Annotated in this window: 12 protein-coding genes and 1 other RNA gene; 7 read left to right on the top strand and 6 right to left on the bottom strand. The window is 62.2% G+C overall.

Going from position 1 to position 11790, the window contains the following annotated elements; genetic code table 11:
* Window positions 1-6: 6 nt before the first annotated feature.
* Window positions 7-162, bottom strand: a non-coding RNA gene (gene ssrS / locus AC0L18_RS10955) — 6S RNA.
* Between the two features lie 181 nt (window positions 163-343).
* Between ssrS and AC0L18_RS10950 the strand changes: the two genes are divergently transcribed.
* The 6 genes from AC0L18_RS10950 (at window position 344) to msrB (ending at window position 4792) form a co-directional block, all read left to right on the top strand.
* Window positions 344-1183, top strand: a complete 840-nt coding sequence (locus AC0L18_RS10950) for an AAA family ATPase (RefSeq protein ID WP_287072235.1) — start codon at window positions 344-346, stop codon at window positions 1181-1183.
* Between the two features lie 175 nt (window positions 1184-1358).
* Entirely contained in the window at window positions 1359-1805 is a 447-nt protein-coding gene (locus tag AC0L18_RS10945) for a GNAT family N-acetyltransferase (protein WP_287172907.1), read from the top strand.
* 46 nt (window positions 1806-1851) lie between these two features.
* Complete coding sequence (locus AC0L18_RS10940; RefSeq protein ID WP_473492171.1) at window positions 1852-2256, top strand: type II toxin-antitoxin system HicB family antitoxin; 405 nt, start codon at window positions 1852-1854, stop codon at window positions 2254-2256.
* A gap of 10 nt (window positions 2257-2266) precedes the next feature.
* A complete protein-coding gene (locus AC0L18_RS10935) occupies window positions 2267-3457 on the top strand; it encodes a vWA domain-containing protein (RefSeq protein WP_473492169.1) in 1191 nt (396 codons plus the stop codon).
* Complete coding sequence (locus AC0L18_RS10930; RefSeq protein ID WP_473492167.1) at window positions 3458-4279, top strand: MBL fold metallo-hydrolase; 822 nt, start codon at window positions 3458-3460, stop codon at window positions 4277-4279. It begins immediately after the preceding gene.
* Window positions 4280-4387: 108 nt separating this feature from the next.
* Complete coding sequence (gene msrB / locus AC0L18_RS10925) at window positions 4388-4792, top strand: peptide-methionine (R)-S-oxide reductase MsrB (protein ID WP_473492165.1); 405 nt, start codon at window positions 4388-4390, stop codon at window positions 4790-4792.
* Between the two features lie 60 nt (window positions 4793-4852).
* Here msrB and AC0L18_RS10920 read toward each other — a convergent pair whose 3' ends face one another.
* Window positions 4853-5197, bottom strand: a complete 345-nt coding sequence (locus AC0L18_RS10920; RefSeq protein ID WP_027152869.1) for a hypothetical protein — start codon at window positions 5195-5197, stop codon at window positions 4853-4855.
* Between the two features lie 217 nt (window positions 5198-5414).
* Between AC0L18_RS10920 and AC0L18_RS10915 the strand changes: the two genes are divergently transcribed.
* Complete coding sequence (locus AC0L18_RS10915) at window positions 5415-5924, top strand: arsenate reductase ArsC (protein WP_473492164.1); 510 nt, start codon at window positions 5415-5417, stop codon at window positions 5922-5924.
* A gap of 22 nt (window positions 5925-5946) precedes the next feature.
* Here AC0L18_RS10915 and AC0L18_RS10910 read toward each other — a convergent pair whose 3' ends face one another.
* The 4 genes from AC0L18_RS10910 to AC0L18_RS10895 all read right to left on the bottom strand — a co-directional run bounded on the left by AC0L18_RS10910 (window position 5947) and on the right by AC0L18_RS10895 (window position 11687).
* Window positions 5947-6402: a hypothetical protein gene (locus tag AC0L18_RS10910; RefSeq protein WP_473492163.1), complete on the bottom strand. Its 456-nt coding sequence runs from the start codon at window positions 6400-6402 to the stop codon at window positions 5947-5949.
* 48 nt (window positions 6403-6450) lie between these two features.
* Complete coding sequence (locus AC0L18_RS10905; protein ID WP_023800031.1) at window positions 6451-6711, bottom strand: DUF2312 domain-containing protein; 261 nt, start codon at window positions 6709-6711, stop codon at window positions 6451-6453.
* Window positions 6712-6871: 160 nt separating this feature from the next.
* Entirely contained in the window at window positions 6872-10330 is a 3459-nt protein-coding gene (gene pyc / locus AC0L18_RS10900; RefSeq protein WP_473492161.1) for a pyruvate carboxylase, read from the bottom strand.
* A gap of 238 nt (window positions 10331-10568) precedes the next feature.
* A complete protein-coding gene (locus tag AC0L18_RS10895; RefSeq protein WP_473492160.1) occupies window positions 10569-11687 on the bottom strand; it encodes a branched-chain amino acid ABC transporter substrate-binding protein in 1119 nt (372 codons plus the stop codon).
* Between the last annotated feature and the right edge of the window lie 103 nt (window positions 11688-11790).

The raw sequence follows: 11790 nt of genomic DNA, 5'->3' as shown, positions 1-11790 counted from the left end.
GTCAAGTGACGATCCACACAACCGGTGGAGAGAGCGATCCCGGGAACCTACAAAGTAGGTGGGCGCCGTATGAGAAAACCCACGGGTCTTCCCAGGGACAGCTCCCTAGGGATCATTAAGGCCCCGGGGAAAATGTTCTCCTGCCGGGAAGCGTAGACCGTCACGCTCAATATAGGCCGATGGCAGGCCAAGCGCCAGAGAGACGGCCATGTTCGGCGGCTTTATTCGTCGCAAGGTCCTGCCTGGGAGCTGCGCGGCACATGGGTTCACCGCGCCCTCGCCGCTGCGCCTTGCATGGGCTGGGCTGTCTCCTTACGGTTGCCATGAAAACCGAGGAGCAAAAATGCGTTTCGAAGGCACGGCGGCCTATGTCGCCGACAAGGATCTGATGGTGGCAGTCAATGCGGCGATCGCGCTGGAGCGGCCATTGCTGGTCAAGGGCGAGCCCGGGACCGGCAAGACCGAACTGGCCAGGCAAGTGGCGGCCGCGCTCGGCCTCGAGCTGATCGAATGGCATGTCAAGTCGACGACAAGGGCGCAGCAGGGCCTCTACGAGTATGACGCCGTGTCGCGGCTGCGCGACAGCCAACTCGGCGACGAGCGCTTCAACGACATAAGCAATTATATCAAGCGTGGCAAGCTGTGGGATGCCTTCGCGACGGCCAAGAAGGTCGTGCTTCTGATCGATGAGATCGACAAGGCTGACATCGAGTTCCCCAACGATTTGCTGCAGGAACTCGATCGAATGGAGTTCTTCGTCTACGAGACCGGCGAGACGATCCGCGCCGCTGTGCGCCCGATCGTCATCATCACCTCCAACAACGAGAAGGAACTGCCGGACGCTTTCCTGCGCCGCTGCTTCTTCCACTATATCCGCTTTCCCGACGTCGAGACGCTGCATCGGATCGTCGACGTGCACTATCCCGGCATCAAGCAGAACCTGGTGCGCGCCGCACTCACCCAGTTCTACGAAATCCGCGACGTGCCGGGCCTGAAGAAGAAGCCGTCGACCTCCGAGGCACTGGACTGGATCCGCCTGCTCGTGACCGACGATATCGCGCCCGAGGATTTGCGCGGCGACCCGAAAAACGCGCTGCCCAAGCTGCACGGCGCGCTGTTGAAGAACGAACAGGACGTGCATCTGTTCGAGCGGCTGGCCTTTATGGCGAGAAGGCAGGGGTGAGGAGCGGTCGGCCAAAGGCCGACGAAAAGCCAACGATTTGGCTTTTCGAGCGACGAACGCCCGAAGCCATAGCGCAGGGCCGGGCATGCGGCGGACAGCGCTTTCCCGTTGCTGGACCGTTGCCGCCGTCCGGGCACCGGGGCAGCCTTGGCCCGAAGCTTCGGAAGGAAATGAAATGACCGAGATCACCGTCCGCCCACTCGCACAATCCGACCATGCCGACTGGCAGCGTCTGTGGACTGATTACCTCGCCTTCTACGAAACCAAACTGCCGGAAGACGTCTACGCGGTCACCTGGAAGCGGCTTTTTACGGCGGGGGAGTTCGAACCAAAGGGGTTCATCGCCACCCTCGACGGCAAGGCGGTCGGCCTCACCCATTACCTCTACCATCGCTCCTGCTGGTCCGAAAAAAACAACTGCTATCTGCAGGACCTGTTCGCCGACCCGGATGTGCGCGGCAAAGGCGTCGGCGCCGCCCTGATCGAAGCGGTCAAGCAGGAAGCCGGCAAGATCGGCGTCAAGAACGTCTACTGGATGACGCACGAGACCAACACCACCGCGCGCAAGCTCTACGACCACGTGGCGCGCAGGACCGGCTTCATCGAATATGATCTGATGTGATGAACGATCGATCACCCGGCTTGCCGGATGGATTTGAGGACAAATCATGACGCACTATGTCGGAATTCTTGACGGCGCAGATGATGTCTGGGGAGTGCGGGTCCCCGATCTTCCCGGATGTCATGGCGGTGGCGCAAGTCCCGAGGAGGCGATAGCCGATGCGACCTCCGCCGTTCGCGAATGGGCCGAGGCACGAATGGCGAAGCACTTGCCCTTGCCCGGCGCGCGCACGGTGGCAGATCTGCTCCGACTGGGCGAAATCGATAGCGCCGCCGGCGAATCTGCCGTGATGATCCCCGTGCTGATCGATTCCGGACGGCCTGTCCGAGCCAATCTGTCGCTCGACGCAGGTCTCTTGGCGGCAATCGATGCCGAAGCGAGCCGGCGCGGCCTCACGCGTTCCGCCTTCATCGCCAGCGCCGCTCGCGAGAAGATCGAAGGGCACAGATAAAAGTCGCACGATGTTCATCCCTTTCTTCCTCGAACTGAAGGCTGCGCGGGTTCCGGTCTCGCTCCGGGAATATCTGTCGCTGCTGGAAGGGCTGGAGGCGGGGCTGGTCGACTATGACGTCGAGGGTTTTTACTATCTCGCCCGCTCGGCATTGGTGAAGGACGAGCGCCACATCGACCGTTTTGACCAGGTCTTTTCGCACTTCTTTAGGGGTGTCGAAGCGCTGGCTGGCGAAAACCCGGTCGACGTCGAAAACATCCCGGAGGAATGGCTGCGGCGGCTTGCCGAAAAGCACCTGACCGATGAAGAGAAAAAGCTGGTCGAGGCCCTGGGCGGTTTCGAAAAGCTGATGGAAACGCTGAAAAAGCGGCTGGAGGAGCAGAATGGCCGCCACCAGGGCGGGTCGAAATGGATCGGCACCGGCGGCACCTCACCATTCGGCGCCTATGGCTACAATCCCGAAGGCGTTCGCATCGGCCAGCATGAGAGCCGCAACCGCCGTGCGGTGAAAGTCTGGGACAAGCGTGAATTCAGGAATTTCGACGATGCCGTCGAGCTCGGCACCCGCAACATCAAGATCGCGCTGAAGCGATTGCGCCGTTGGGTGCGCGAAGGCGCCGAGGAGGAGTTCGACCTGCCCGGCACCATCCACGCCACGGCCGAGCACGGCTATCTCGACGTGCAGACACGGCCCGAGCGGCGCAATGCCGTGAAGCTGCTGATGTTCTTCGATGTCGGCGGCTCGATGGACGATCACATCAGAAGCGTCGAGGAGCTGTTTTCGGCCGCCCGCGCCGAATTCCGCCAGCTCGAATATTTTTACTTCCACAACTGCCTCTACGAAGGTGTGTGGAAGGACAATCGCCGCCGCCATGCGCAGGTGATTCCGACCTTCGATCTCCTCCACAAATACGGTCCGGACTACAAGGTGATCGTCGTCGGCGATGCCTCGATGAGCCCCTATGAGATCGCGCATCCCGGCGGCTCGGTCGAGCACTGGAATCCGGAGGCCGGCGTCGTCTGGCTCGGCCGTCTGCTGCAGCAATGGCCGAACGCGGTATGGCTCAACCCCGAAAGCGAAAAGCACTGGGGTTTTACCCATTCGATCGCCATGATCCGCGACATCTTCGGCGGCCGCATGTTTCCGCTGACGCTCGCCGGACTCGAGGCCGCGACGAAGCAGCTTTCAAGGAAGCACTGAATGGATCCACGCAAAACAGGACGTCCGACCTGTTTCCTCTGCCTGCAATGTGGCGTCCAGTTCGCGGCGGCAGCGACGCCGCCGCAACATTGCCCGATCTGCGAGGACGAGCGGCAATATGTGCGCTGGGAGGGCCAGGCCTGGATCACGCCGCAAGAGCTCGCCGCCGGGCATCGGATCGTGATGAAGGACGACGCCGGCGTGCTCGCCTTCGGCATCGAGCCGCGCTTCGCCATCGGTCAGCGGGCGCTGCTGGCACAGACGCCGCACGGCAATGTGCTGTGGGATTGCATCTCGATGGTCAGCGACGAGGCGGTGGCCGAAATCAACCGACGAGGCGGCCTCACCGCGATCGCCATTTCGCACTGCCATTATTATTCGGCGATGGTCGAGTGGAGCGAGGCGTTTGGCGGCGTGCCGATCTATCTGCACACCGATGACCGTCAGTGGATCATGCGGCCGCATCCGGCTGTTGTCAGTTGGCAGGGTGAGACGCGCGCCCTGAACCCGTCGCTGACACTTATCCGTTGCGGCGGTCACTTTGCCGGTGGCCAGGTGCTGCACTGGAAGCGCGACGGCGGCAACGCCATCCTGGCCGGCGACATCTTGCAGGTGACGCCAACCCGCCGCCATGTCAGCTTCATGTACAGCTACCCGAACTACATCCCGCTCAATGCGCCGAAGGTGCTCCGCATCGCGTCGGCACTGGAGCCTTTCGCGTTCGACCATATCTATGGCGCATGGTGGAATCAGAACGTCATCGGCGATGCAAAGACGGCATTTGCAAGTTCTGTTGCGCGCTATCTGGCAGCGATCGCCTGAGGAATTCTTCGCGGCAGGATTGGAAATACGGGCAAACGCCGTAACAAATGCCTATTTTAGGCGAACTTGGGAAAGCAGCCCAATAGCAGCATGAGCTAAGAGGCAAAAATGGATAGTCGCACCTACCCTGTTACCCGCACCGATGCCGAATGGCGCGCCCGGCTGACGCCGGAGCAATATGCGGTGATGCGCAACCACGGCACCGAGCGGCCGGGCAGTTGCGCCCTGCTTCACGAGAAGCGCGCCGGCACATTTTCCTGCGCCGGCTGCGACCAGCCCTTGTTCGAATCCAAGCTGAAGTTCGAGAGCGGTACCGGCTGGCCAAGCTTCAACGATCCGGTGCCCGGTTCGGTCGAGACGACCGTCGACCGCAGCTACGGCATGGTTCGCACCGAATGCCACTGCGCCCGCTGCGGCAGCCATCTCGGCCACGTCTTCGAGGACGGCCCGCCGCCGACCGGCCTGCGCTATTGCATCAACGGGGTCGCGCTGAAATTCGAGCCGGCTGCCTGACTGGAATCCAGACGTTGTCAAACAACGGCTTCCGCCGGCCTTTGCCGGCAGCACTCTCCGTCAGATCACCACCACCAGGATCAGCCACAGCACAGCCCCCAGCGTCATCAGCGAAGCCTTGACGCCGCCGGTTTTCTCGGCGGTCCGCCACACCGCAAAAGTCAGGAAGAAATTGTACGGCACCGGTGCGAAATGCACCGCCAGAACGAGAGCGAGCGGCAGCTTCAGCCCGAGCAGGATCAGCGCCAGCACCGACACGGCGATGTTGATCGCCGTGCCGACAAGGACAAGATCGCGCCAGAACAGCCGGTCTAGCGGCGCCGTGCCTTGCCAGCGCGAGCGGAAGAAACCCGCCGCACGGCCTGCCTTGCCGTCTTCGCCTTCGAAAGTCTCTGGCGCACTCATCGATGCGGCTTTCCCTCATTCGACAGCCGCAGAGATTTCCAAAGCAGCAAGCCTGTCAACGCGAATCGATCATCGCCACGCAAGCGTATGATTTGACAAATTGTCATCAAACGGTCGTGAAACCTTTCTACGTCGCCCTTGTCGGCGTTTCGGCAAAGATACCTTGCCGGACTCTGCCGCCCCCATCATCCAGTCGCCTGCCAAGGGAGGTCTTGAGATGAGCGATAATGTCTACAACGTGCTGTTTCTTTGCAACGCCAATTCGGCGCGATCGATCATGGCGGAAGCCATTCTCAGCCGGATCGGTGGCGGCAGGTTCAAGGCGTTTTCCGCCCGTTCGCAACCGAAGGGCGAGGTCAATCCCTACGCACTGCAGCTGCTCGAAAGCCTCGGCTACGATACGAGCTTCGCCCGTTCGAAAGGCTGGGACGAGTTTGCCGAGCCCGACGCGCCGGCAATGAATTTTATCTTCACGCTTTGCGACAGCACCACGAATGAATCCTGTCCGATCTGGCCGGGTCATCCGATGACCGCGCTCTGGTCGATACCGGACCCAGCCAAGGCAGACGGCACCGAAGCCGAACTGCATCTTGCCTTTGCCGATGCCTATCGCATGCTCAACAACCGCATCTCGCTGTTCACCAATCTGCGGATGGATGCGCTCGACCATCTGGCGCTGCAACAGCATCTCGATCGGATTGGCCGCGACACGGCGAAGCCGAACTAACTCAAGCCACTGCGACGCGAATTCACGAACCGGCTTCGCCACCTCCGCCCAGCACCTCGGTAACAGCGCGCTCGAAGCGCGATGCTTCCGTCACCAGCCAGTCGGCCATGGCCGGCCAATTGTCCTCGGCAAAACAGTTCACGCGCCACAGCGAATTGATGCCAAGGCCCTCGCAACTCTGTTCCGGCCTGAGCTTCAACCTGTCTTCGATCGCCGGCTGGAACGGCTTCAACCGCGACCAGGCTTGCGTGGCACCGAACTTCTCGTTGCGGCCGAAGAAAACGCCGATATGGTTCTGCGCCGGCGCGACATACATGGAAAGGACCAAGGCGAAGTCGGGCAGCCCGCGCTGCCAGAACCAGGGTCCGCGCCGCGCCATCAGAGGCCTTTCTTCCGTATGCCGTTCCGCGAACAGCGTCCAGAAGCCGCGTTGGCGGAACTCAGAGGCGCGGCGGCCGCCAAAGTCGAATTCGCTCATGGTTCGACCCGTTGCGGGCGCAACCGGCGCCCAGGGCTGTTACCAGCCTTACACCATGCCGAGTGCGGCTTTGTAGAGATCGAGGATGGTTTCCTCCTCTTGCCGCTCAGCCTGGTCCTTCTTGCGCAGCCGGATGATCGACCGCATCGCCTTGGTGTCGAAGCCGGTGCCCTTGGCCTCGGCGAACACTTCCTTGATGTCGTCGGCGATCGTCTTCTTCTCTTCTTCGAGCCGCTCGATGCGCTCGATGAAGGCTCGCAGCTGGCCGGCGGCAACAGTCTGGCTAGTCTCGGTGATGTCGTCGGCCATTTTTTCTCCGCGTCGTTTTCCATGCCGCGACTCACGAACCGTCGCGGCGAATTTGCAGCGGTTCGATGCCCGACCGGAGGCGACCGGTCAAGCTGTTATCGATGCGGCATGAAGGGCTGCCGCCAGACACAGACTACTCTGCCCGGGCAACATTTCTGTCTCATCCGAAGGCGATCAGCAGATCCTTGGCGTCGATCTGGTCGCCGGTCTTGACCAGCACTTCGGCGATTGTGCCGTCGCGCTCGGCATGCAATGCCGTCTCCATCTTCATCGCCTCGATGGACAAAAGCACGTCGCCGGCCTTGACCGCTTGGCCGGCGGCAACGGCGAGCGCCGAGACGACGCCCGGCATCGGTGCGCCGACATGCGCCTCGTTGCCGGGCTCGGCCTTGCGCCGCGCCTTGGCGGCGGAAGCGCCGTGCGCCCGATCCGGCACTTTGACCCGGCGCGGCTGGCCGTTGAGCTCGAAGAACACGGTGACCATGCCCTTCTCGTCGACATCGCCGATGGCCAGGCAGCGCACCACCAGCGTCTTGCCCTTCTCGATGTCGACAAAGATCTCGTCCTCCGGCTTCATGCCGTAGAAATAGGTCGGCGTCGGCAGCACGCTCACCGGCCCATAGGTTTCCTGCGCTGCGGTAAAGTCGGAGAAGACCTTCGGGTACATCAGCCACGAGGCGAATTCGAATTCGCTGAGCTTGCGCTCGAGCTTGTCTTCGATCTCCTTGCGGCTGGCCTTGAGATTGGCTGCTTTCAGCAGCGAACCGGGCCGCACGGTGATCGGTTTGTCGCCTTTCAGCACCTTCTTCTGCAGTGCCTCCGGCCAGCCGCCCGGCGACTGGCCGAGGTCGCCGCGCAGCATCGACACGACCGAGTCGGGGAAGGCGATATCCCTGGCCGGATTTTCGACATCGGCAACCGTCAGGTCCTGGCTCACCATCATCAGCGCCATGTCGCCGACGACCTTGGACGACGGCGTCACCTTTACGATGTCACCGAACATCAGATTGACGTCGTGATAGGTCTGCGCCACTTCGTGCCAGCGCGTCTCCAGCCCGAGCGAGCGCGCCTGCTCCTTGAGGTTGGTGAACTGCCCACCCGGCATTTCGTGCAGGTAGACTTCCGAGGCCGGCCCCTTCAGGTCGCTTTCGAAGGCAGCATACTGGTTGCGCACCGCCTCCCAGTAGAACGAGATGTTCCTGATCCATTGCGGGTCGAGGCCCGGATCCCGCTCGGTGCCCTTCAGAGCCTCGACGACCGAGCCCAGGCAAGGCTGCGAGGTGTTGCCGGACAGGGCATCCATCGCCGCGTCGATGGCGTCGACACCGCTGTCCACCGCCGCCAGCACCGTCGCCGCCGACAGGCCTGACGTGTCGTGCGTGTGAAAGTGGATCGGCAGGTCGGTCGCCTCGCGCAGCGCCTTGAACAGTGCGCGGGCGGCATTCGGCTTCAAGAGCCCGGCCATGTCCTTGACCGCGACGATATGGGCGCCGGCCGCCTGCAACTCCCTGGCCAGCGCGACGTAGTATTTGAGGTCGTACTTGGCTCGGGCCGGGTCGAGTATGTCGCCGGTGTAGCAGATCGCTGCTTCGATCAGCTTGCCTTCGGCGCCGACCGCGTCCATGGCGACGCGCATGTTGTCGACCCAGTTCAAACAGTCGAAGACGCGGAACAGGTCGACGCCGCCGCTTGCTGCCTGTTTGACGAAATGCTGGACGACATTGTCGGGATAATTGGTGTAGCCGACGCCGTTGGCGCCGCGCAAAAGCATCTGCAGCAACAGATTGGGCGCTGCCTCGCGCACCAGCGACAGCCGCTCCCACGGGTCCTCGGTGAGAAAGCGCATGGCGACGTCGAAGGTCGCCCCGCCCCAGCATTCGAGCGACAAAAGCTGCGGCAGCGCGCGTGCATAGGTGCCGGCAATGCCGGCGATGTCATAGGTGCGCACGCGCGTCGCGAGCAGGGACTGGTGTCCGTCGCGCATCGTCGTGTCGGTGACCAGCACTTCTTTGCATGCGCGCATCCAGGCCGCGAATTTCTCCGGCCCAAGCGCGTCGAGCTTCTGCTTGCTGCCATCGGGCACGTTGCCGTTGAGGTAGGGCACCATGGGTGCCGCCGCATCGGCCTTAGGCTGCGGCCGGCCACGGGTTTCGGGATGGCCGTTGACGCTGACATCGGCCAGGTAGTTGAGCAGCTTGGTCGCGCGATCCTGCCGCTTCACGCTCGCGAACAGTTCCGGTGTCGTATCGATGAACTTGGTCGTATAGGAATTTTCGGCGAAACTTGGGTGATTGATGATCGCCTCGAGGAAGGTGAGGTTGGTCGCCACCCCGCGAATACGGAACTCGCGCAGCGCCCGGTTCATGCGGGCGATGGTCTCGGCCGGCGTCGGCGCCCAGGCCGTCACCTTCTCCAGCAGCGGATCGTAAAAGCGGGTGATGACCGCGCCGGAATAGGCGGTGCCGCCATCGAGGCGGATGCCGAAACCGGTGGCGCCGCGATAGGCGGTGATGCGGCCATAGTCGGGGATGAAATTATGCTCGGGATCTTCCGTGGTGATGCGGCACTGCAGCGCGTGGCCGTTGAGCCTGATATCCTTCTGCGCCGGCACGCCCGATTCCGCCGTGCCAATGGCAAAGCCATCGAGGATATGAATCTGCGCCTTGACAATGTCGATGCCGGTCACCTGCTCGGTGACGGTGTGCTCGACCTGGATGCGCGGGTTGACCTCGATGAAGTAGAATTTTCCGGTGTCGGCATCCTGCAGGAACTCGACCGTGCCGGCGCCGATATAGCTCGTCTCGCGCGCGATCTTCAGCGCATAGCCGCAAAGCTCTTCGCGCTGCGACATTTCGAGATACGGCGCCGGCGCGCGCTCGACCACCTTCTGGTTGCGGCGCTGGATGGAGCAATCGCGCTCGAACAGGTGCACGGCATTGCCGTGTGTGTCGCCCAGCACCTGCACCTCGACATGGCGGGCGCGCTCGATCAGCTTTTCGAGATAGACCTCGTCCTTGCCGAAGGCGGCTTTCGCTTCACGCTTGCCCTCCGTCACCTCGCGGGCGAGATCGACTTCCGAACGGATGGCGCGCATGCCGCGGCCGCCGCCGCCCCACGACGCCTTCAGCATCACCGGATAGCCGATCGTCCTGGCGAGCGCCTTCACTGTCTCGATGTCGTCCGGCAAGGGATCGGTGGCGGGGATTACCGGCACGCCGACCTCGATCGCCAGGTTGCGTGCGGCGACCTTGTTGCCGAGCCTGCGCATCGTATCCGGCTTGGGTCCGATGAAAATGATGCCGGCCTTGGCGCAGGCTTCGGCGAATTCAGGGCTTTCCGACAACAGCCCATAGCCCGGATGGATGGCATCGGCGCCCGAAAGCCTGGCGACGCGGATCACTTCCTCGATCGACAGATAGCTTTCGATCGGTCCCATATCCCTGTTCAGATGCGGCCCGCGCCCGACCTGATAGCTTTCATCCGCCTTGAAGCGGTGCAGCGAGTATTTGTCCTCCTCGGCCCAGATCGCCACGGTTTTGAGGCCGAGCTCGTTGGCCGCGCGGAAGACGCGGATGGCGATTTCGGACCGGTTGGCGACAAGGATCTTCGTGATTGCCAAGGACAAGGCTCCGGACGCTAACGGAAGGGGAACTGCGCCATGATTAACGCGAAAATGCTGCAGCGCAAACAAAATCGGGCGACGGCCATTAAACCGATTTAAATCCGCTCATTGGGTAGAGCGCCGCGCGTTCCCTCGAATGCGCAAAGGGTGCTCCGACGAAAGGTAAAACGGCACACACGAAAAATGCCCGGCGCGAGGGCCGGGCATTTCGGAATTGTCGTCGTCGTCGACAGGCTTACATCTTCTGGACGTAGGTGTATTTGCCGTCGTCGCCCTTCTTCCATTCGTACATGACGTAGCCAGGCAGCGTCGGATCGCCCTTCTCGTCGTAGGAAAGATCGCCCAGCACGGTCTTGAACGGGCCGTTGGCCTTGAGAGCCTTGGCAACTTCCATCGGATCGTTCGACTTGGCGGCTGTGGCGGCTCCCACGATCGCCTGCATGGCGGCGTAGGAATAAAGCGTGTAGGCCTCCGGCTCGAAGCCCTGCGCGCGGAACTTCTCGACCAGTTCCTTGTTCGCCGGGATCAGACGCGGATCCGGGCCGAACGTGTTCAGCGTGCCCGCAACCGCGTCACCGGCGATTGAGGCCAGTTCGTTCGACACGATGCCGTCGCCGGAAACCAGCGTGGCCTCGAGGCCCTGGTCAGCCACCTGGCGGATGATCAGTCCGGCTTCAGTGTGCAGACCACCCCAATAGATGATGGAAACGCCGGCTTGTTTCATCTTGGCGATCAACGCCGAGAAGTCCTTGTCGCCGATATTTACGCCTTCATACATGACTTCCGTCACGCCGGCAGCGTTCATCGCCTTCTTGGTCTCGTCGGCAAGGCCCTGACCATAGGTCGTCTTGTCGTGGACGACCGCGATCTTGGCATCCTTGAAGTTCTCCGCGAGATAGGCGCCGGCGATGCTGCCCTGCTGGTCGTCGCGTCCGCAGGTGCGGAACGTGTTCCACAGGCCGCGCTCGGTGAACTGCGGGTTGGTCGCGGCCGGCGTGATCTCGAGGATACCGTTCTCCGCGTAGACTTCCGATGCCGGGATCGAAACGCCCGAGTTGAAGTGGCCGACCACGAACTTGACGCCGTCGCCGACGAACTTGTTGGCGACCGAAATGCCCTGCTTCGGATCGGAGACGTCGTCACCGACCGTGAGCTTGACCTGCTCGCCGTTGATGCCGCCGGCCGCATTGATGTCGGCGACAGCCTGTTCGGCGCCCTTCTGCAACTGCGCGCCGAAGGCGGCATTCGGGCCGGTGATCGGACCGGCAACGCCGATCAGGACGTCAGCCCACGCGCCTCCGCTGAACGCGACGAGCGCGGTCAGGGCGACGGCGGACAAAAGTGATTTTCTCATGTAAAACGCTCCCATTTACAGGGTGGGCGTGGATGATGCTTTCATGCGATGCCCACCTTTACTCGCAGAAAGCGTACTTTGCCGATTTTCAGGCACTTGTCAC

The organism is Mesorhizobium sp. WSM4819 (assembly GCF_055811215.1).
The sequence above is the reverse complement of the archived record's forward strand: the minus strand, read 5'-3'. Positions and strand labels throughout refer to the sequence as shown.